Annotated in this window: 23 protein-coding genes; 15 read left to right on the plus strand and 8 right to left on the minus strand. The window is 65.6% G+C overall.

Annotation, left to right across the window (positions count from 1 at the left end; translation table 11 throughout):
- The first annotated feature begins 1 nt into the window (after position 1).
- The 8 genes from KBY95_RS10210 to KBY95_RS10245 are packed head-to-tail and all read left to right on the plus strand — an operon-like array spanning position 2 to position 7347.
- A complete protein-coding gene (locus KBY95_RS10210) occupies positions 2 to 1786 on the plus strand; it encodes an alpha-amylase family glycosyl hydrolase (protein WP_254964898.1) in 1785 nt (594 codons plus the stop codon).
- Positions 1787 to 1808: 22 nt separating this feature from the next.
- Positions 1809 to 2675, plus strand: a complete 867-nt coding sequence (locus tag KBY95_RS10215) for a transglutaminase family protein (RefSeq protein WP_254964899.1) — start codon at positions 1809 to 1811, stop codon at positions 2673 to 2675.
- 51 nt (positions 2676 to 2726) lie between these two features.
- Positions 2727 to 3542: an N-formylglutamate amidohydrolase gene (locus KBY95_RS10220; RefSeq protein ID WP_254964900.1), complete on the plus strand. Its 816-nt coding sequence runs from the start codon at positions 2727 to 2729 to the stop codon at positions 3540 to 3542.
- A gap of 3 nt (positions 3543 to 3545) precedes the next feature.
- Complete coding sequence (locus KBY95_RS10225) at positions 3546 to 4385, plus strand: transglutaminase family protein (protein WP_254964901.1); 840 nt, start codon at positions 3546 to 3548, stop codon at positions 4383 to 4385.
- The gene (locus tag KBY95_RS10230; RefSeq protein ID WP_254964902.1) at positions 4382 to 5110 is read left to right on the plus strand and encodes a peptidase; all 729 of its coding nucleotides are present in this window, start codon (positions 4382 to 4384) and stop codon (positions 5108 to 5110) included. Before KBY95_RS10225 ends, KBY95_RS10230 begins: the two co-directional genes overlap by 4 nt.
- A 26-nt stretch (positions 5111 to 5136) precedes the next feature.
- Complete coding sequence (locus KBY95_RS10235; protein ID WP_254964903.1) at positions 5137 to 5751, plus strand: triacylglycerol lipase; 615 nt, start codon at positions 5137 to 5139, stop codon at positions 5749 to 5751.
- 19 nt (positions 5752 to 5770) lie between these two features.
- On the plus strand, positions 5771 to 6862 hold the full coding sequence (locus tag KBY95_RS10240; RefSeq protein ID WP_254964904.1) for a glycosyltransferase family 2 protein: 1092 nt from the start codon (positions 5771 to 5773) through the stop codon (positions 6860 to 6862).
- Positions 6832 to 7347, plus strand: a complete 516-nt coding sequence (locus KBY95_RS10245) for a hypothetical protein (RefSeq protein WP_254964905.1) — start codon at positions 6832 to 6834, stop codon at positions 7345 to 7347. The genes KBY95_RS10240 and KBY95_RS10245 overlap by 31 nt, the downstream gene beginning before the upstream one ends.
- Positions 7348 to 7362: 15 nt before the next feature.
- Here KBY95_RS10245 and KBY95_RS10250 read toward each other — a convergent pair whose 3' ends face one another.
- A complete protein-coding gene (locus KBY95_RS10250) occupies positions 7363 to 9564 on the minus strand; it encodes a glycoside hydrolase family 3 C-terminal domain-containing protein (protein WP_254964906.1) in 2202 nt (733 codons plus the stop codon).
- A 275-nt stretch (positions 9565 to 9839) separates the two neighbouring features.
- On the opposite strand from KBY95_RS10250, the gene KBY95_RS16500 reads away from it, so the two are divergent.
- The 4 genes from KBY95_RS16500 to KBY95_RS10270 all read left to right on the plus strand — a co-directional run bounded on the left by KBY95_RS16500 (position 9840) and on the right by KBY95_RS10270 (position 14074).
- Positions 9840 to 10211, plus strand: a complete 372-nt coding sequence (locus tag KBY95_RS16500) for a hypothetical protein (RefSeq protein ID WP_396095012.1) — start codon at positions 9840 to 9842, stop codon at positions 10209 to 10211.
- 97 nt (positions 10212 to 10308) lie between these two features.
- Positions 10309 to 12411 carry a copper-translocating P-type ATPase gene (locus KBY95_RS10260; protein ID WP_254964907.1) on the plus strand — a complete coding sequence of 701 codons (2103 nt, stop codon included), beginning with the start codon at positions 10309 to 10311 and terminating at the stop codon, positions 12409 to 12411.
- Positions 12408 to 12851: a cupredoxin domain-containing protein gene (locus tag KBY95_RS10265; protein WP_254964908.1), complete on the plus strand. Its 444-nt coding sequence runs from the start codon at positions 12408 to 12410 to the stop codon at positions 12849 to 12851. The genes KBY95_RS10260 and KBY95_RS10265 overlap by 4 nt, the downstream gene beginning before the upstream one ends.
- A gap of 353 nt (positions 12852 to 13204) precedes the next feature.
- Positions 13205 to 14074 (plus strand): hypothetical protein, encoded by an 870-nt coding sequence (locus KBY95_RS10270; RefSeq protein ID WP_254964909.1) that lies wholly within the window; start codon positions 13205 to 13207, stop codon positions 14072 to 14074.
- A 6-nt stretch (positions 14075 to 14080) separates the two neighbouring features.
- Here the strand turns inward: KBY95_RS10270 and KBY95_RS10275 are convergent, their stop codons facing one another.
- The 4 genes from KBY95_RS10275 to KBY95_RS10290 all read right to left on the minus strand — a co-directional run bounded on the left by KBY95_RS10275 (position 14081) and on the right by KBY95_RS10290 (position 17144).
- On the minus strand, positions 14081 to 14602 hold the full coding sequence (locus tag KBY95_RS10275) for a hypothetical protein (RefSeq protein WP_254964910.1): 522 nt from the start codon (positions 14600 to 14602) through the stop codon (positions 14081 to 14083).
- A 79-nt stretch (positions 14603 to 14681) separates the two neighbouring features.
- On the minus strand, positions 14682 to 15356 hold the full coding sequence (locus KBY95_RS10280; RefSeq protein ID WP_254964911.1) for a DoxX family protein: 675 nt from the start codon (positions 15354 to 15356) through the stop codon (positions 14682 to 14684).
- 32 nt (positions 15357 to 15388) lie between these two features.
- Complete coding sequence (locus tag KBY95_RS10285) at positions 15389 to 16984, minus strand: FAD-binding domain-containing protein (RefSeq protein WP_254964912.1); 1596 nt, start codon at positions 16982 to 16984, stop codon at positions 15389 to 15391.
- 22 nt (positions 16985 to 17006) lie between these two features.
- On the minus strand, positions 17007 to 17144 hold the full coding sequence (locus KBY95_RS10290; RefSeq protein ID WP_254964913.1) for a hypothetical protein: 138 nt from the start codon (positions 17142 to 17144) through the stop codon (positions 17007 to 17009).
- 188 nt (positions 17145 to 17332) lie between these two features.
- Here KBY95_RS10290 and KBY95_RS10295 point away from each other — a divergent pair, with 188 nt between their 5' ends.
- From KBY95_RS10295 to KBY95_RS10305, 3 genes are all read left to right on the plus strand, one after another.
- Complete coding sequence (locus KBY95_RS10295) at positions 17333 to 17593, plus strand: hypothetical protein (protein ID WP_254964914.1); 261 nt, start codon at positions 17333 to 17335, stop codon at positions 17591 to 17593.
- A 63-nt stretch (positions 17594 to 17656) separates the two neighbouring features.
- The gene (locus KBY95_RS10300; protein WP_216909860.1) at positions 17657 to 17800 is read left to right on the plus strand and encodes a chlorophyll a/b-binding protein; all 144 of its coding nucleotides are present in this window, start codon (positions 17657 to 17659) and stop codon (positions 17798 to 17800) included.
- Between the two features lie 82 nt (positions 17801 to 17882).
- Positions 17883 to 18656 (plus strand): hypothetical protein, encoded by a 774-nt coding sequence (locus KBY95_RS10305; protein ID WP_254964915.1) that lies wholly within the window; start codon positions 17883 to 17885, stop codon positions 18654 to 18656.
- A gap of 10 nt (positions 18657 to 18666) precedes the next feature.
- Here the strand turns inward: KBY95_RS10305 and KBY95_RS10310 are convergent, their stop codons facing one another.
- From KBY95_RS10310 to KBY95_RS10320, 3 genes are all read right to left on the minus strand, one after another.
- Positions 18667 to 18879, minus strand: coding sequence for a hypothetical protein (locus tag KBY95_RS10310; protein ID WP_254964916.1), 213 nt, complete (start codon positions 18877 to 18879; stop codon positions 18667 to 18669).
- A gap of 71 nt (positions 18880 to 18950) precedes the next feature.
- Positions 18951 to 19544 carry a pyridoxamine 5'-phosphate oxidase gene (locus KBY95_RS10315; protein WP_254964917.1) on the minus strand — a complete coding sequence of 198 codons (594 nt, stop codon included), beginning with the start codon at positions 19542 to 19544 and terminating at the stop codon, positions 18951 to 18953.
- Between the two features lie 10 nt (positions 19545 to 19554).
- Positions 19555 to 20208: a class I SAM-dependent methyltransferase gene (locus KBY95_RS10320; protein WP_254964918.1), complete on the minus strand. Its 654-nt coding sequence runs from the start codon at positions 20206 to 20208 to the stop codon at positions 19555 to 19557.
- Positions 20209 to 20241 lie beyond the last annotated feature (33 nt).

Raw genomic sequence — 20241 nt, forward strand, 5'->3', positions numbered from 1 at the left:
CATGGAAAAGCAGCTGATCCATCCATGGATGGGATCCTTTCCCTCCTCTGACGGCGTGGCGTTTCGTGTCTGGGCGCCCCATGCCGAAAGGGTCTCCGTGATCGGTTCCTTCAACGACTGGGATGGCGCCGCCCATCCGATGCATCCAGAGCCGCGTGGCTTCTGGTCCATCAACGTTGAGAGTGCCAAGATCGGCGACCACTACAAATACCAGCTCTGTACGCCATGGGGAGTCATCAAGCGCATCGACCCCTATGCCCGTGAAGTGACCAACTCGGTCGGTAATGCCATCATCCACGATCCTGACTTTTCATGGGATGGTGATGACTTCTCCATGATGCACTGGAATGAGCTTGTCATCTATGAGTTGCATGTCGGCACATTCAATGACGACGATCTCAATCAGCCTGGCCGGTTCAATTCCATCACGGCACGACTGCAGCACCTGAAACGTCTTGGCATCAATGCCATTCAGATCATGCCAGTCGGTCAGTTTGCCGGTCAGCGCTCATGGGGCTACAACCCATCCCATATCTTTGCCGTCGATTCCGACTATGGCGGCTCCTTGGGTTTCAAGCGATTCATCAAACGCGCCCATCAGGCTGGCATTGCTGTGATTCTGGACATTGTCTTCAATCACTTTGGCCCCAGTGACCTTGACCTTTGGAGATTCGACGGTTGGTCTGAGAACGGCAAGGGAGGAATCTATTTCTACAATGACGATCGTGCGCAAACGCCTTGGGGGGAAACGCGGCCCGACTATGGCCGAGGGGAAGTTCGCCAGTACATCCTTGACAACGTGTGTATGTGGCTCGAGGAGTATCACCTCGATGGCCTTCGATTCGACAGTACAGGTTACATCCGCAACATCGGCGAAGCCGGAACTGAAGAGATCCCCGATGGCTGGAGTATTCTCCAGGCCATCAATGAAACCGTGGCCCGGCTGCACCCGGGGCGGATCACCATTGCGGAAGACCTGCGCAGCAATGATTGGTTGACCAAGGATGTAGGGGCTGGTGGGGCAGGGTTTGGATCCCAATGGGATCCCCACTTCGTCCAATCGATCCGTCAGGCCGTGATTGCCTGCCAGGATGAAGACCGTGCCCTCGAGAGTATCCGAGAGGCCCTCCTCTATCGCTACAACGACGACGCCTTCGAGCGCGTCATCTACAGCGAATCCCATGACGACGTGGCCAACGGACAGTCTCGGATCCCCCAGGATGTCAACCCGGCTGATCCCACGGGCTGGCATGCCCAGAAGCGTTCCACTCTGGCTGCCGCCATGGTGTTCACGGCACCTGGTATTCCCATGCTGTTTCAAGGTCAGGAGTTTCTCGAGGGCGGCTGGTTCCGGGATACGGTTCCCGTTGACTGGGACCAGCGCGAGGAGTTTCGCGGCCTTGTGCGTCTGTACCGGGATCTGATCCGTCTCCGGCTCAATAGCGAGGGACTGTCCCGCGGCCTTTGTGGTCAGTTCACCCAGGTTTATCATCTCAATCGCGCGCGAAATGTGCTGGCCTTCCACCGCTGGGACCAAGGAGGGCCCGGGGATGATGTTGTGGTGATCGCCAATTTCTTTCATCAGCCCCAAGAGGACTACATCGTGGGCTTGCCGGCGGCCAAGGAATGGAAACTTCGCTTCAACAGTGATTGGCACGGCTACAGTGAGTGCTTCGACGGCTGCCAAAGCGGTGATGTTGAAGCCGTTCAGGGAGCGTGGGATGGGTTTCCCTATCACGCCCGTTTCCGTGTTGGGCCGTATAGCGTCTTGATCTATTCCCAATGATCAACCCCCTCATGGCGAGCTGATGAGACGCTTCAACATCCTCCATCTCACGACCTACACCTACACCGCCCCTGTCCGACTCGGCACCCATACGCTGCGTTTGCGTCCTCGGGAAGGCCATGATCTGCGCATCGAAACCTCTTCGCTCTCGATTCGCCCGGCGGCGAAGCTGCGCTGGCATCGTGATGTTGAGGGGAATTGTCTTGCCATGGCCTCATTCAGCATTGCCGCCGAAAGACTGCTGATCGAAAGTAATCTGATCATCCAGCAATACGACCGTGTTCCACTCGACTTTCTTGTCGATGATGACGCTGTTTCCTATCCCTTCGACTACGTTCCCAGGGATCGCCCCGTTCTGGGGGCCTATCTGGCGGAAGCGACCGCGGAACCATGCCTGGCTTTGCTGCAGTGGATGGCAACGGTCTGGCAGCCGGGCGACATCATCCAGAGCTACACCCTGTTGAAACGCCTGAATCTGGCGGCTCACCAGAGGGTCTCCTACCGCAAGCGTGACGAGCCTGGCGTCCAGACCTCCGCCGAAACGCTCGACAGCGGCTTTGGAACCTGCCGTGATATTGCCTTCCTTTTCATGGAGGCGGCCCGGTGTTTCGGATTCGCCGCCCGTTTCGTCAGCGGCTATAGCTTCACCGCGCTTCCACCAGAGGAGGCCGGAAGCACGCACGCCTGGGCCGAGGTTTTTCTGCCGGGAGCTGGATGGAAGGGCTTCGATCCAACCCACGGCGTCATTGTGGGCGACACCCACATCCCTGTCGCGGTGGCCCGAAGGCCCGAGTCTGTGCCTCCCATTGCCGGCAGTTTCGGCGGAGCAGCGCTGTTGTCGATGGAGGTGGGCGTCTGGATCACCGAGCTCCAAGGCTCCACGCCATAGCTTGGACCCTGGGCACCAGCGGCCGTGCTTGCCTGCCTGACCGCTTGGATCATGGAGTCACCGGTGCACCCAGAACCCCTCCTGGGGGCCGCTGATCCTGCCATCTTCCGGATTGTCAGCCCCGCCGGTGGCTCGGCCGTGCTGCTCACGGCCGACCACGCTGGCCGCGCCATTCCCCGTCGCCTGGCCGGCCTGGGTCTGGATGAGCGGGTGCTCGACACCCACGTGGCCTGGGATCTGGGCGTGGCCGGGCTGGCCTTGCGGCTTTCGGCGCAGCTCGACGCCTTCCTGATCCTGCACAACTACTCAAGGCTGGTGGTCGATGCCAACCGGCCGCCGCAGGCACCGGATTCGATCGTCAGCCACAGCGAGGTTGCCGCCATCACCGCCAACGCCAACCTTTCCCCCGCCGAGCGGCAGCAGCGGCTTGACGCGCTCTTCCACCCCTACCACCACCGCATCGCCACCGAGCTGGAGGCCCGACTCAGGCGCGGCCAGCCCAGCGTGCTCGTGACGCTGCACAGTTTCACACCGGTGCTCGGCACGGAGGTGCGCCCCTGGCACGTGGGGGTGCTGTACGGCCGCGATGACCGTCTGGCCCGTTGGATCCGCCCGGGGCTGGAGCGCGAGCGCGGCTTGCTCGTGGGGGATAACGAGCCCTATGCCGTCAGCGATGCGAGCGACTACACGCTCGTGGTGCACGGTGAGGGGCGCCGGATTCCCCACGTGGAGCTGGAGATCCGCCAGGACCTGCTGGCCACCGAAGCCGGCCAGCAGGAGTGGGCGGAGCGCCTCGCCGCTGTGCTGGAGGTCGCCCTGGCGGAGGGATTCCCGCCGCTTCAGGCCCGCCCACGCTCCTTAGGGTGATGCATGGACCCATCGCCCAAGGCCACGCCGCTGCCGAACCAACCCCTCGAGATACGGGTGGGATTCGATGTGGCGCTGCGCTTCCCGGCGGCGACTCCGATGATCGTCACCCTGGGTGTGCATTCCAGTCGCTCCGCCGATCTGCTGGAAGCCGATCGGCTCCAGGTTGAGCCTGAGGTTCCGCTCCAGGTGTATGTGGATTCCTTCGGAAATCACTGCCAACGACTGGTCGCGCCCGCCGGCCTGCTGCGACTGCGGGGCAGCGGGCTGGTGGCTGATTCCGGCCAGCCCGATCCCGTTCTGCCATGGCTTGTGCAGCAGCCGGTGGAGGAGCTGCCGGAGGAAGCACTGCTGTTCCTCCTGGCCAGCCGCTTCTGCGAGTCCGATCTGCTGTCGCCCATGGCCTGGTCCCGCTTCGAGGGTGTTCCCGGCGGCTGGGGGCGTGTGCAGGCGATCTGCGACTTCGTGCATCGGCACGTGCGCTTCGACTACGGCCGCTCCAGCCCGACAAAGACGGCGCTGCAGACCTTCGACAGCCGGGAAGGGGTCTGCCGGGACTTTACCCATCTGGCGATCGCCCTGTGCCGTTGCATGAACATCCCGGCGCGATACTGCACGGGTTATCTGAGCGACATCGAGGTGCCGCCGCCGCATACCGCCATGGATTTCCATGCCTGGTTCGAGGCCTACCTCGGCGATGGCTGGCACGTGTTCGACCCGCGCAACAACACGCCCCGAATCGGCCGGATCCTGATCGCCCGGGGCCGTGATGCGGCGGATGTGGCCCTCACCACCACCTTTGGCCCCTCGGAGCTGGAATCGTTTCAGGTGTGGACGGCATGACCTATTGCGTGGCCGTGCTTCTGGAGGGCGGGATGGTGTTCGCCTCCGATTCACGCACCAATGCGGGCCTGGATGACTTCGCCAGTTTCTGCAAGATGACCGTGTTCGAGCGCAAGGGCGATCGGGTGCTCGTGCTGCTCAGCTCCGGCAGCCTGGCCGGCACCCAGGCGGTGATCGGTCTGCTGCGCCAGCGGGCCGAAGCCGGCGACGGGGAGGCCAATGTGTGGACGGCGCAGACCATGTTTGAGGTGATGGGCCTGGTGTCGGATGCGGTGCGTGCCATCGAAGAGCGGGACGGCCCTTACCTCAAATCGTCTGGCTCCAGCTTCAATGCGTCCTTCCTGGTGGGCGGGCAGATCAAGGGGGAAGCGCCCAGGCTGTTCCGCATGTATGCCGAGGGCAATTTCATCGAAGCCGGTGAGGACACGCCTTTTCTGCAGACGGGTGAGGCGAAATACGGCAAGCCCATCATCGACCGTGTGATCCATTCCGACACCACGCTGGCGGAAACGGCCAAGTGCGTGCTGGTGTCGTTCGACTCCACCATGCGCAGCAACCTCTCAGTGGGCATGCCGATCGATCTGCTCCTCTACGAGCGGGATCGCCTGGAGATCACCCAGCGGCGCCGGTTCAGTGAAGGAGATACCTATTTCAAGGAACTCAGCAGGGAGTGGAGCGTGGGCGTACGGCAGGTTTTCCGGGAGTTGCCGGAGCTGGTCTGGTAGGTGACATCCAGCGCCTCGGTCGATCGATGACCCTTCAGGATCGGCCCCATCCCTTTCCGCCGCTGGTGCTGATTCACGGGATGCTGGACACCCCTTCTGTGTTTGAGCCGCTCAAGCGCCAGCTGGCAGGGCGCCGCTGCCCCCTGTTGATCCCCCGCCTGCCGCATCGGTTCGGGCTGACGCCGATCGCGCTGCAGGCCGCCCTGCTCGGCACCCACATCGACGCGTCCTTTGGCCAGGAGCAGCCCATCGATCTGCTGGGCTTTTCGATGGGAGGGGTGATTGCCCGCACCTGGATCCAACGCCTGGGCGGTTACCGGCGCACCCGACGCTTCATCAGCGTGGGCAGCCCCCAGCAGGGCACCCTCACGGCCGGGCCATGGCCCCGCTGGCCCCTGGCTGGCATTGCCGACCTGAAAACGGGCAGCCCGCTGCTGGCGGAGCTCAACGCCCATCTCACCACCCTCGTACCCGTGGATTGCTGCAGTTTTTACTGTGAGCCGGATCTGATGGTGATGCCGGCGTGGCGCGCCATGTTGCCGATCGGGCCAGGGAAAAACCTGCCTGTGCGCTATCACCATCAGCTCCTGACCCACCCGGCGGCCCTGGAGGCTTTGGTGGAGGAGCTGTTGCGTCCTTAGCTTGAAACCATTAGCAGCCGTGCCGACCGTGGATCTGTTGGCCATCTCCCTGCTGGTGCGCTGGCTGCTTGGCTGGGCCCTGTGCCTGCGCATGCCGCGCCTGCCGGTATCCAGGGTGCAGGGTCATCCGACGCTTTCGGTGCTGATTCCGGCCCGTAACGAGGAACACACCCTGCCGAAACTGCTGTCCGCCCTGAAGCTGCAGAGCCTCAACCCCTCGGAGGTGATCGTGATCGACGACCACTCCAGCGATCGCACCGCCGCCATCGCCGCAGCGGCAGGGGTCAGGGTGATGCAGCCGCCGCCCCTGGCGGAGGGCTGGTGCGGCAAGACATGGGCCCTGCACCATGGCGTCCGCGCCAGCGAGGGGGAGCTTCTGATCTTCCTTGACGCTGACACCGAGCCCCACCCGGAGTTCCTGCGACGGCTTGTGGCGGCCCAGCAGGAGCTGGGTGGTCTGGTGTCGGTGCAGCCCTTCCATCGCACCGAGAAGCCCTACGAGCAGCTCTCGGTGCTGTTCAACCTGGTGGGGCTGATGGCGGTGCCGATGGGGAAGGGGTGTGGCGTGGCCTTCGGTCCCGCCATGGTCACCATGCGGGCCGATTACGACCGCATCGGTGGCCATGCGGCGGTGGCCGGCAAGGTGGTGGAGGATTGGTTCCTGGGCCATCTGTACGAGCAGGCAGGCCTGCGGGTGAGCGCTTACATCGGCCAGGGGCTGCTCGATTACCGCATGTATCCCGGCGGCCTCCAGGACATGGTGGTGGGCTTCGCCAAGAACTTCGCCACCGCCGCCGGGGAGGTGCGCTGGGTCTGGATGCTCGGGGTGGTTCTCTGGATCTCCGGTCTGTTCTGGTCGGCCTGGTGCCTGCCGGCCTCCCTGCTGGGCTGGCCGATGCAGGGGGACGCTTCCGTGCTGTCCAGCGTGCTCCTCTACCTCGCCTTTGCCGTGCAGCTGCTGGTGGTCACCCGCCGGATCGGCGACTTCGGTTGGATCTGCCTGATCTTTCCGATTCCCGTGCTGTTCTTTCTGGGGGTGTTCGTTCTGGCGATCCTGAATCTTGAGCGGGGGACAATCGAATGGAAAGGCAGACGATTTCCGACGCGCTAGCGGTCCTGGCTTGCGGCCTGGGTTGGCTGCTGTGGTCGCTGCTGATCGGCTGGCTGGCCCAGCGACTGCCCGAGTCGGCCCTGGCCCGCGACACCTGGCTCACAGGCAGGCGCCCCTGGCCGGAGAGTCAGGAGGGCTTCGAGCAACGGCTCGGCATTCACCGCTGGAAATCCCTGCTGCCCGACGCCGGTACGGCCTTCCCAGGCGGTGTGGCCAAAAACAGCCTGGTGGGCCGGGATCGCGCCACCCTGCAGCGCCTGCTGGAGGAGACCCGCCGGGCCGAGCTGGTGCATCTGGCGCTCTGGCCCTTCTGGATCGTGACCGCCCTCTGGGTGCCGCCGGTGGGTGTGTTGATCAACCTCATCTTCGCGACCCTGTTCAACCTGCCCTTCATCTGGCTGCAGCGCTACAACCACCTGCGGGTCAAGGGCACGCTGCAGCGCCTGGACAGCCGCGCCACGCGCTCACCATCGCCAGCCTCCTGATTCCCCGCGGGTCCTTCAGCGGCCCACCACCCCGGCTTCGAGTTGGAGGTCCACCCCGATCCCTGGATCTTCGGCATGGCGTGCCACCAGCAGCCGGTGGCGACCGCCCTCGAGCACAAAGGCGTCGCGGGACTGATCAAACCAGGCCAGGCGCCGCAGCGGAATCGGGATCGCCACCCGCTCGCTCTGACCTGGCTGAAGGTTCAGCCGGCGGAAGCCCACCAGGGTGCGTCGGGGACGCTCCACGGCCCGGCCGGGAGGTTCGGCGTAGACCTGCACCACCTCCGCGGCGTCCATCAGCCCAGTGTTCGCCACCGTGACGCTGAGCTCCAGGGCCCCTTCGGCTCCTGATGGGGTGGGGAGCCACTGGGCCACCGGATCACTGTGGCTGAAGCGGCTGTAGGACAAGCCGAAGCCGAAGGGGAAAGCGGCCGTCTGGCCGAGACGCTCCAGCCGCCTGTAGCCGTGCCACAGGTTGTAGGTGATCTGCCGGGCCCTGGGATCGAACGGCGGCAGATGGCTGGGATCGGTGGGCACGGCAAAGGGCATCCGGCCCGAGGGCGACACCCGTCCGAGGAGGACGTCGGCGAGGGCCTCCCCGCCTTGCTGGCCGGGGTACCAGAGCAGCAGCAGGCCTGGTACCCGCTGGCGCCAGGCTTCGCAGAGGATGGCCCCGCCGCCCATCAGCACCACCACCGTGCGGGGGTTGGCGGCGGCGACGGCCAGGATCAGGGCCTCCTGTTCAGCAGGAAGCTGGAGCCTGGTGCGGTCGCCCGAGGCGAAGGCGCCGCCGGCACGGGCCGAACCCAGGCGTGTCACCTGGGCGACCGCGGCCGTCAGATGCGACCACAACGGCAGCAGGCGGCGGCGACCGACCAGGCGCAGCAGTCCAGCGGGAGGGGGGGCCTGGCCCAGGATCGGAGCGAGGTCGCCAGGGTGGATGTGCTCGCCCTCGTGGCGCCAGTCCAGACCCACCACCACCAGCGCCGCGTCGCTGCGGGCCGCCAGAGCCGAGGCCATGGCCAGATCGGTGCCATCGGTGTGATGCAACTGGATCTCCGGCGCCGCCGCCCGCAGGCCGGCCAGGGGCGTCACCACCGACCCCGGCGCTGGCCGGGTGTCGGAGGACCCGTGGTCCCCCAGGTTGACGGTGTCCGCCAGCGGGCCGATCACCGCCAGCGCCTTGATCCCTTTCAAGGGCAGAACGCTGCCCTCGTTCCTGAGCAGCACGATCGATTTGGTGGCCGCCTCACGCGCCAGTGCCCGATGCACGCCGCAATGACGCAGCGCCTTGGGGTAGTCGCCCCCGGGAACCGTTCCCTGGGCCAGCAGCAGTCGCAGCACGGCGTCATCGATCCGCGCGATCGGCACCCGTCCAGCGGACACCGCCGCTGGAAGCGTGGCTTGGAAGATCATCCGAAACGGCATCTCCAGGTCCTGGCCGGCGGCGATGGCGGCCTCCCCATCGCGGATCCCGAAGATGAAGTCGGTGAGCACGAAGCCACGGAAGCCCCAGCGCTGCTTGAGGATCTCGCGCAGCAGATGGGGATGCTGGCCGCACCAGGCCCCGTTGACACTGTTGTAGGCGCTCATCACCGCCAGGGCCCCGGCCTCGACGCAGTCACGGAACTGGGGCAGGTAAAGCTCCTGAAGGACCCGCTCGCTGGCGTCCACATCAACCCGGAAGCGGGCGCTGTCGATCGAGTTGAGGGCAAAATGCTTGACGCAGGCGATGGCATGGCGCTGCACGCCCCGGCTGGCGGCGGCCCCCATGGCGCCCACATGCAGCGGGTCCTCGCCGTAGGTCTCCTGGGCCCGACCCCAGCCCGGATGGCGCAGCAGATTGACGCAGATGCTGCCGAACAGATTGGCGCCGAAGGATCGGGCCTCCTTGCCCATGGCCTCGCCGATCCTTTCCTCCAGATCAACGTCCCAACTGGCACCGCGCCCGATGGGCGCCGGGAAGGTGGTGGCGCCGCCTTCAAGCACCACCCCGCGCGGGCCATCGACGAAGTGCAGCCCACCGATGCCCAGGCGGCTCACCACCCCGGCCGGCCAAGGGCGTCGATGGGAGGCATCGTGCAGGGCGATCTCCGCCAGGCCACCCCAGAACGGGGTATCACCGTCGAGCAGGTCGAGTTTTTCGTCCAGGCTGAGCCGATCCCGCAGGGTCCGGGCCTGCTCCTCCAGGAGGTTCCAGTCGTGACAGGTAGGCACAGGTCAGCCTAGATGCGGCGTCGTGCAGCGCCCTTCCCCTCACCATGTGTGGATCGCCGCACACCCTCAGAAGTGTACGGGTTTCACCCTGAGCGGCTCCCGTGCGCTGCGTTTCGCTGATCTGAAGGATGGGTCATCCGTCAGAAGTCCAGATCAATCTGCTGCGATTGATTTGTTGCTGGATTCTCTCCTTAGGTTGTGGGCAGGAAGAAGGTATCTGAGCCTCACAGTTCGGGTGCAGAGTCGAGATCGTTGCCAACCTGCCGGGATCCCCAATGAACGGGATGTCGTGGTGGATGCCATCAAGCGTTTTGCTTTCCCAACATTCAACAGTTCCATTACAAGCCATCACCATGACAACTCCTGTAAAGACTCAGAAAAAGCTCCATGTCACCCATTTCGCTGAATCGGAAGGCGGGATGTGGGACACCGAAGGATCCAAGCTTCTTGACCCAAAAGTCATCGAGCCGCGTATGTATCTGGCTAATCCTGGCAGCGACAGCGGCTGGGGCTTCCACCACCGCGCCGAGCTGCTGAATGGCCGTTTGGCGATGCTTGGCTTCGGCATCGGTCTCGCGCTGGAGGCCCTCACCGGTTCGGGGATCCTTCAGCAGATCGGCCTGGGGGCCCTGCTGGCCCAAGGTTGATCCGGCGACGAGGCCGGATGGTCAGCCAGGGCTTGACTCTCCAGTGGAGGGGAGCCCATAGGGTGAACCTTCTGGCTTCGGCCCCGGCCAGTCCCTGATGCGCAACTCCACCATGGGCTCTCCCTGCTGTCACGCCGAACCGGTCACCGGCGCCACGGCGGGGATGGAGCGGGAGCTGGCCCATGAGCTCACCGTGCTGCGCCGCAAGCTGTCGGTGGCGGTGGTCCTGACCTTGCTGGTCATGGTTGCCACCTTGCCCCACATGCTTGGCGTCCACATCGCCTGGCTGCCCGGCTGGTTCACCAGCCCCTGGACCCAGCTGGTGCTGAGTACGCCGGTGCTGTTCTGGTGCGGGCGGGAATTCTTCAGCGGCGCCTGGTCGGCCCTGCGTCGCCACAGTGCCGACATGAACACCCTGGTGGCCGCCGGTACCGGCATCGCCTGGCTGGCTTCGCTGGTGGTCACCCTGTTCCCGGGTGTATTGACCGACGAGGGCCTGCCCGCCGACGTCTACTACGAAACCGCCGCCGTGATCCTCACCCTGGTGCTGCTGGGCCGGTTGCTGGAAGCCCGGGCACGGGGCCAAACCTCCGAGGCGATCCGCCGCTTGCTCCAGCTCCAGCCCGCCACGGCGCGGGTGTTGCGCGATGGGATTGCCACCGAAATTCCCGTGGCGAACGTGGTGGCGGGTGATCTCATTCAGGTGCGCCCCGGCGAGAAGTTGCCCCTCGACGGGGTGGTGGTGGAAGGCAGTTCCTGGGTGGAGGAATCGATGCTCACCGGCGAGCCGACGCCGGTGGCCAAGGGTCCCGGGGATGGGGTGATCGGCGCTTCAATGAATCGCAGCGGCAGTTTCACGTTCCGCGTCACCCGGGTGGGCGCCGACACGATGCTGGCCCGCATCGTGGAGCTGGTGCGCCAGGCCCAGAGTTCCCACACCCAGGTGCAGCGCCTGGCGGATCAGGTGGTGGGTTGGTTCGTGCCGGTGGTCATCGCCATCGCCATCGCCACCTTTGTGCTGTGGTTTCTGGTCAGCGGCAACGTTGTTCTGGCGACGCTGTTCCTGGTCAGCGTGCTGGTGATCGCCTGTCCCTGCGCCCTTGGCCTGGCCACCCCCACGGCGATCATGGTGGCCTCCGGCAAAGGGGCTGAGAACGGCCTGATCTTCCGCAGCGCCGAGGCGCTGGAAACGGCCGGTGGGCTGCGCACCATTGTGCTCGACAAGACCGGCACCCTGACCGCCGGCCAGCCCGAGGTGACCGATTTCGAACGCCTCCAGGGGGGGCAGATGCCTGTCCAGAGCCTCCTGGCCCTGGTGGCGGCGGTGGAGTCGCGCTCAGAACATCCCCTGGCCGAGGCGATCGTGGCCTATGCCACGGGCCGCCGGGGCCATGAAGAGCCTCCGGATGTGGAGGCTTTTGAGGCCATGACCGGACGTGGTGTCCTGGCCACCGTGGCCGGCAAGGAGGTGCGGATGGGCAGCCCCCGTTGGCTGGAAGCCTCGGGCTTGGACACCGCCCCCCTCGCTCCGGTGGTGGCGCGCCTCGAGCGGGCCGCCCGCAGCGTGGCCGCCGTGGCGGTGGCCGGGCGGATGGAGGCCTGCTTCGGCATCGCCGATCCGATCAAGCCAGAAGCCCATGCCGCCGTGGCCGCCCTGCGCAAGCTGGGGCTCGAGGTGGTGCTGCTCAGCGGCGATGCCCGCCGCACCAGTGAGGTGGTGGCCGCCGATGTGGGAATCGTGCGGGTGATTGCCGAGGTGCTTCCCGGCGACAAGGCGGCAGTGGTGCAGCGCTTGCAGGAGCACGGACAGGGACCGGTGGCGATGGTGGGCGACGGTCTCAACGATGCTCCGGCCCTGGCCCGGGCGGAGGTGGGCATCGCCATGGGCACGGGCACTGATGTGGCGATCGCCGCCAGTGACATCACCGTGCTCTCGGGGCATCTGGGCGGTGTGCCAGCGGCGATCGAACTCAGCCGCCGCACCATGGCCACCATTCGCCAGAACCTCTTCTTCGCCTTTGCTTACAACGTGGCGGGGATCCCGATCGCCGCCGGTCTGCTGTTCCCGCTCACGGGTTGGCTGCTGAACCCGATGCTGGCGGGGGCCGCCATGGCCTTCAGTTCGGTGTCGGTGGTGAGCAATGCCCTGCGGTTGCGCCGCTTCCGGCCCGCCCATCGCTCCACGGGGGCCGTGGCATGACGCCCCTCTTTGCGTCAGCGCCGCTCGTTCTCTCAGCGCCCCTGTGGCGCACGATCCCCCAGCCGCTGGCCCTTCAGCTGCTGGTGGCGGCGGCGGGGCTGGCCCTGATCGCCGCGGAGCTCTGGTGGTTTCTGGGCCGCCATGGTGGTGGCGTGGTGGCCAGCGAAGGGGACCAGGGGCTGCAGGAGATCACCATCACCGTGGATGGCGGTTACTCCCCGTCCCAGATCAGGGTGAAGGCCGGCCGGCCCGTGCTGCTCCGGTTTCACCGCACCGATCCGAGCGGCTGTGTTGCCCAGGTGATCTTTCCGGACTTTCAGCGCACCCTCGACCTGCCCCTTGGTGCCACCACAAGCATTGAGCTGTTGCCCACCCGGTCGGGCCCTTACCCGTTCCACTGCGGCATGAACATGGTGCGTGGCAGCCTCGAAGCAGAGTGAGGTGGCAGCCAGGCCGCTCAGGGCCATGGAGAGTTATCGCGGCGTACGCTCAAATACATTGAGATTTCTTCTGCTTTGATGCTGCAGATTGCCAGGAAACTTAGAAGGAAGAGACCTATTCTGGTACTCTAGATTCCAGTGATCAAGGCATGATGAAGAATCTCTCGAACGGGTTGTTGATGCACGCTCATTCTCGCGCTCTCGCGAGGGTCTTTGTTTGTTCGTCCATTCTGTTCACCGTCTTGCCCATTGTTTCGATGTCTCCTGAGGCCCTCGCTCAGAGCAATCCCTGGGGTCCTCCCACGCAGCAGCAACAGCCGCAGAATTCTCCATGGGGCGGCGGCGGGGGATCCTTGCCACCAGGCTATGGTCAGCCCAACTACAGATCCGTTTCCTTCCCCATGCAGGGGGTGATCTGTGACAGCTCCGTGAGCGTCTGTTTCAATGCCAACGGTGCCGCCCTGGCCGAAACAGAGCGGCAATTCGGTCGTCGTGCGCGCCGCAATCTGGAGAACAATCTGGTCAACAATCCCATTGTCGACGTCACCTTCGCCGATGGCCGCTATTGCAACTTCAACCTGCGCGGTTGCTGGACCAACAGCCAGCGCACCAGTTTCGACCCACGGCTGAACTCCTGGGTGTTTGGCACAAATTCCGCGGCCGGCAACCAGGGCGGCCAGGGCACGGTGATCGGGGGGTCCGGATCCGCCTGGGGACCGGGCAGCGGCTTCAACCCCGGGCAGCCACCCACCAGCAGCCTCGGGCCTCCCTTCACACGCACCCGCCAGGGCGGGACCTGCAATTGGACGAACGGGGGTGTCTCCATCTACAACGGCGCCTGCCGCTACGAGATTGTTCAGAACAACGTCAACGGCGCCAAGAGCCTGGCCTTCACCTTCGACAGGCTGCCGGTCTCAAACCAGCTACGAACGATCCGATTCACGGCCCAAGGCAACAACCCATGGACCATCCAGTTGCCGAATGGTTCCACGGCGGCCGTTGTGTCCAAGGTGACGGCCGACCAGTACCGCACCAATCTTCAGCTGGGCTGGAGCAACGTGTTCAACCTGGGCTTCAGAAGCACCATCCAGGCGACCACCGCCCAGCTGAATCAAGCGCTGCAGCCCGTGGACGCCTACGGACAGGTGGTGCAGGGAGGCGACTCTGAAGGCTTGGGGCAGGCCCTGGGTGGGTTGTTGCAGCAGTTGTTCGGCGGCCAGTGAGGGCTGTCAACCCGCGGCCACGGTGCCCGCTCCATCGGAATCGTTACTGAAGAACTGGCGCAGGTTCACGCCAGCTTCGTGGGCCGCCACGCTGATCTGCAGCTTCTGATCGGCGTCGAGACCATCCCAGAAGGCATGGAACAGGTCCAGGGAGGCTTTGGCACTGCCCAGCACACCCATCACCGCCATGGGGGCCGCCAGCCAGGGGAAAACCAGCAGCACCACCGAGAGCACGGCACCCACGGCCACACCGGTTTTGGCGGATTCCAGGCTTGTGCCCAGCACCAACCTCACCTGGGTGATCCTGTCGATCTCGCCCCGTTTGCGCAGGGCCTCGGTACGCAGGGCGCTGAGCAAGGCTTGATAGGTGGCATAAAGGACAACCCCACCCACGGTGGATTCCGAAAAGAACTCGCCACCACTGAAGGTGCCGCCGTTCCGGTTCAGATCCACCGAGGCCAGCCCCGCCAGGGGTGCGGCCTCCCAGCCGGCGCGGGGGATGCGGAAGGGGTCGTGCTCGCGGGTCATGGGAGGTCAAGGAGCCAGAAGACAAGCCTGCCACGGGTTTGAGCTGAACGATCCAGCTGCTCGCTCCCCCTGGGATCGCTCAGCTGGCTTCAGGCATCAAGTCGTAGCTGGCAGCCATGGCGCTGGTGGGGGAAGCCGTTGCTGCGTTGTCGCTGGAATCGGCAGCCAGTCCTTTGACGATGCCGGCATCAAAGGAATATCGGCCCGGGCCAACCAGGAGCAGGGCGAGGCTGCCGCCCAGATAGAGCACCACCAGCTCAAGCACATAGATGTTGAGCCCGCTGGTGAGGATGTGGTGGTAGGCCGCCACGGTCATGGTGCCGGTGAGGGCCAGAGCGCCAAGCGGTGACAGCAGACCGAGGATCAGCAGCCAGCTGCCCATGATTTCGGAGTAGCCCGCCACGTGGGCAAGGAACAACGGGAAGGGCAGGTGCAGGGGCACTACATAGTTGTCGGCGAAGGACTGTGGATCCCCCAGTTTGTCCTGGCCGTGGTGAATCATCATCGCCCCGATGGCCAGCCGCAGAATCAGCAGGCCGGTGTTAGCCAGGCGGCCTTCCCGCAGGAAATAGGACTGAAGGAACTGGCGAACGGTCGTGGTGATGGCGAGGCCTGGGGCTGCGGCAGCGACGCTCTCTTCCACATTGACAACCGTTGCGGCGCTGGCGGCCGGACGGTTGAGCGCCAGCATCCACAGGGCGATGAAGGCGGTGAAGAATCCCGCGAAGATCTCAAGCAGGAGGGTGGTGGTCATGGCGGCGGGAGAATTATGAAGATTCTGGCGCCTTAGGTAACGGAACGTGAAGCGTGGTCCGTCTCTGGCCCAGGTTCCAGGCCCAGATCCAGGCAGAGCTGGCCGGCGGCGACCCGCCGCCGCCGGGGACCACCGCCCTTGCCGGAGGGGGGCAGTCCCGAACGCCTGGATCCATGACGCTCCTGGATGGCGTCGGCGGCAGCGCCGAAGCCGGGCTGGCGTCGCAGGCCCCAGAGCCGTTCCCGGGCTTCCCGAGCGGCGCCGGCCACATCCACGATCGGGGCCGGGTAATCGAGGCCGAGGCGGCAGCCGCTGGCTGCCTGGGTGGCCGCATCCATCCGCCAGGGCTCATGCCGCCAGACGGCTGGCACCGCCGCCAGTTCCGGCAGCCAGCGCCTCAGGAACAGGCCATCCGGATCGTGGTCGAGGCCCTGCTTGATCGGGTTGTAGATCCGGATCGTGTTGATCCCGGTGGTGCCGCTCTGCATCTGGCACTGGCTCCAGTGGATGCCGGGCTCGTAGTCCACGAACTGGCGGGCCAGGTGGAGGCCGCTGTCGCGCCAGTCCATCCAGAGGTGATGGCTGGCGAAGGACAGCAGCATCGCCCGCATGCGGAAGTTGATCCAGCCGCTGTGCCGCAGGGCGCGCATGCAGGCATCCACGAACGGCACCCCGGTGCGCCCTTCGCTCCAGGCCGCCAGCCGTTCAGGATCGGTGCGGCGCAGCCCGATGGTGGCTGGATGGAGCTCCTGGATTTCGATCGAGGGCTGGCGTTCCAGCTTCTGGATGAAGTGGCAGTGCCAGTGCAGGCGCGAGATGAAAGCGTCCAGTGCCCGGGGCCAGCCGGCGCTGGCGTTGGCCGGCAGCGCCGCCAGGGCCAGCCGGCGGGCGCGGGCCTCCTGCACCACCTCCCCCATCGAGAGCGCGCCCCAGGCCAGGTGGGGCGAGAGCCGCGAACAGGCCTCGAAGGCGGTCAGGGGACTGGAGAGCCGGCGGTGGTAGCCGCGTCCCCGCTCCAGCAGGAACCCCTCCAGCAGCTCCCGGCCGGCGCGGCGACCGCCCTGTTGCCGCTGGGGGCAGGGGTCCGCCGCCAGGCCCAGATCGGCGGCACTGGGCAGGGTGCGGTGGGCGACCCCGGCCAGGGGAACCAGGGCCGCGGGAGGGGCCAGCAGGGGTTCGGCCATGCGCTGCTCCCAGGCCCGCGCCCAGCCGCGGCGATCCTTCAGGCCCCGGATCACGCCGAAGCTGGCGCATTCGCGCCAGGGGATCCCCCGCTCCTGGGCCCAGGCAGCCACGCGGCGGTCCCGGTCGTAGGTCCAGAGGTTGCCGGTCTCCTGGTGGCTCCAGAGCCCCTCGATGCCATGGCGGCGATGGGCAGCCTCGAGCACGGCCACCACCTCACCCATACGAACCACCAGGGGCTGGCCCAGGCCGGCCAGGGCGTCGCGCAACTCCAGCAGGGCCTCCCGGCAGAAGCTCCACTGGCGCTCTGAGCTGTCAGGGCGCTGCCAGAGCTCCGGTTCTGCCACAAACAGGGGAAGCACCGGGCCGCGTTGGGCCGCCTCCACCAAGGGGCGGTGGTCATGGATGCGCAGATCGCGCTTGAACCAGACCACCTGAAGCGCCATCGCCGCAGGATAGAAATCCTGCTCAGCGCTTCGGCAGATCGCTGGGCCGCAGCACCACCACGACGACCCCCACCACCACCATCACGATCAGCACCGCCGCCCCGGCGAGGGGCAGCACCGTTTCCGTCTCCATCCGTTTCCCCGCCGACTGCGCCTTCATCCTGCCTCTGGGACAGGGAGAGGGGCAAAAAAAAGACGGGTCAGCGAACCCGTCCCCGAAGAACGTCTAAAAAATCGTAAAGGTACGCCCCCTTCGGATGCGCGGCCGCTCTGATTCGGTCCCGCGAGGCCCGCCATCACGATCGCCGCGGCCGCGCGCCAGGATCTTTACGTTCCGTTACATCAGTCATGACGGTCGGCGAGCTCTACCTCGAATCCCTCTCCACCGGGATCATCACCCCCACCGAACTCTCCTGGCTCGCCCATGGGCAGGACCGCTTCTCACGTCTGGAGGAGGCCACTGCCCTGAGGCTCGGTCGCCTGCTCGATCAGGGCGACATCCAGCTGGGCTGTCGTCTGGTGTCTGCAGACCCCCCGACCCCCAAGACGACCACCCCAGGCGTCCTGGAGGAGTGGATCGAACCACTGGGTCGGCAACGGCATCGCTGACGACAGTCACAACGCTTCACGATCGTTTACACTCCCTTCAAGTTTCGCAAACAAACTCCTTCCATGACCGACTCCACCACCCGCTTCGGCTTCGTCGCCTTCGCTGAAACCTGGAACGGCCGCCTTGCCATGCTCGGTTTCGTGATCGGCCTCGGCACCGAGATCCTCACCGGCCAAGGCATCCTCGCCCAGATCGGCCTCGGCTGATCAACCGAAAGGTTCGCCAGCTTCAGCCCGGATGGTTCTGCCATCCGGGCTTTGATGTCTGCAGCGTTCACCCTGATCCGCTATGGCGCACGCTCTTGTCTTCGTACTGGCCCCTGAAGGTGCCCTGCCCGGTGATGGCGTGGCCTGGGCCGATCTCCTGGCCGCCCAGCGCCTGGGCGTCGGCAGCGGTGTTGCCTTGCGCATGTACCGCGCCGGAACGCCAACCGAGCAAAACCTTGACGACCTGGTCGCTTCGGGCCAGGCCAACGTCAGTGGTGCCGACCCGTTTGAGCCCCTTCGCAGCGACCCCTGCCAGGACAGATCCTCCCCCTCCCCTGGGGCTGGGTCCGTCCGCAGGCTGATCTGTGACGCCTTGGTCCCCCATCTGGAACCCCGATCCCTCTGGCTCGGGGCCTACGAACTCAGCGGTCCCGAGTTGCAAGACACCGGCCATCCGGCAGAGCGTCTTGGCATCGAGACGATCCGGTGCCTTGATCAGTTCTCCCTGAGGGAGGCCGACAACGAAACCTGCTGGTTCTATCCCACCGAAAATGGTGACTATCTCTGCTGGGAGAACCAACGGTCCCTTGGTCTTACACCTGGATATCCAGCCGATCCCTGCATTCAGCAGGGCAAGATCCCCTACGAACGCAGCGACCTGAGGCTGCTTTGGTCATTAATGGCCGACGATCAGGCCCTGACCTGTGTTGGGCTCACCTACCAGAGGCGAAGGATCGAATGGCCCGTGGTCGCTGCCGATCCTGAACCGTTCGCCACCTGGACCTCGTTTCGGGTCGACAGCATGGCGGATGACAACTACCAGGAAATGTCCAGCATCACCGTCTTCCCCAGCTGACGAACCTCCTTCAGCTGGCCTGTTCGTAGAGTTGCTCGAGCCGTTCTCGGCTGAGGTCCACATAGAGAACCTCCTCCCCCGGGGCGGGAGCTTCAGGATGGGGTGGACGCTTAGCCGGCATTGTCGAGGCGCTGCGCAGGTTCTGGGTCATCAGTGCAAAGGCACCGCCGGCGATCACCGCGAAACTCACCATGTAAACAATGGGGAACAGGGCTTCCAGCATGGAACTCTCGCTTTGGACCCAGGCTAATGTAAAGATCTGTTAAACGTGGCTGCCGCTCCGGACCCACCGCCTCATGGGTTGAGCCACTCTTCCTGCCATCCCGTGTCAGCTCGCCAGCTGCGACGCCTGTGCGGGTGACCCACCAGCTCCAGCAGCTCCACCCGTTGCAGCTGCACCCGCAGCAGTTCGAAATGTTCCGGCCTCGGGGCGCCGTCTTGGAGTTCCCGTGGAAACGGCGCGTCTGGCTGCAGGGGTTCTCCCGGCGCCGGCCAGCCCCAGAGGGCGCGGCCCCTGGGGGTGAGGGCCTGCCAGTGGCGTTCCAGGGCCTGCCGTTCTGCGTCGCTTCCGAGCTGGAGCCGATGGCCCCTGAGGCGGAACTGGCAGCGGGCCCTCGGGAGCACCCAACAGAGTTCCAGTGGTGCCATCCCATTCAGTTCGCCGCTTTTGGCGCTGCGGCGGTCGGTGAGCAGATCGAGGCCCGTTGCTCCGGCCCAGCAGCGGAACACCAGCGTGCGCACCCGGGGTGTGCCGTCCCGGGCCAGGCTGGCCAGCTGCAGCCAGCGGGCCTGGGGGGAGCGTCCCTGTCGCTCCAGCGCCCCGCGCAGCAGCGGGCGCCAGGGGGGCAGGGGCTCGTCCAGGGTTGGCGAAGGGATGGGAACCGGCATCAGGTGTGGCCTACGGCGCGGGCCTTTCGGCCACCACGGCGAAGAACGGATCCCCCTGCCCCCCCAGCCACCCCTGGGGTCCCTCGGCCCGGGTTGACTCGGCGATCAGCTGCGGGGCCGGCCAGCCCTGGGCCTGCAGCACCCGGCTGATGTAAGCGAGGTGATCCCGATCGCTGCCGTCGGTCCAGATCTGGGGCGCCTTCTGGAAGAACATCCGGTTGGAGAAGGCCACGATCACCTGGCCGGCGGGACGCACCACCCGCAGCAGTTCGGCTGCCACCGGTTCGGGGCGCTGCAGGTACTGCCAGCCCGCCACCATCAGCACCGCATCCACGCTGGCGTCAGCCAGGGGAAGGTGCTGGTCCCTGTTGAGGTTCTGCAGCCAGTGGCGGTCCAGGCGGGGGTTCGCCGCCAGCTCGGCGTCGTTGAGGCCGTGGCCGATCACCTCCTCGTAGCGGATGTCCTCCGGCAGGTGACTCACCCAGCTGCTCATCAGATCCAGCACCACCGCGCAGGGGGGGATCCGCTCGCGGTAGAGCGCCGTGAGCCGGCGCCGGAAGGCGCCGTCGAGGTGCTGCACGAAGCGCGGCTCGGCATAGAAAAGACCATCGTCGGAGCCGTCCAGCTTGCGCCGCTCCGCTTCGTTCAGCACCAGCACCGCCATGGCTCTCGGGGATCCGTTCTGCTGCCATGGTGG

Source organism: Cyanobium sp. Aljojuca 7A6 (assembly GCF_024346455.1).
Lineage (GTDB): Bacteria > Cyanobacteriota > Cyanobacteriia > PCC-6307 > Cyanobiaceae > Cyanobium.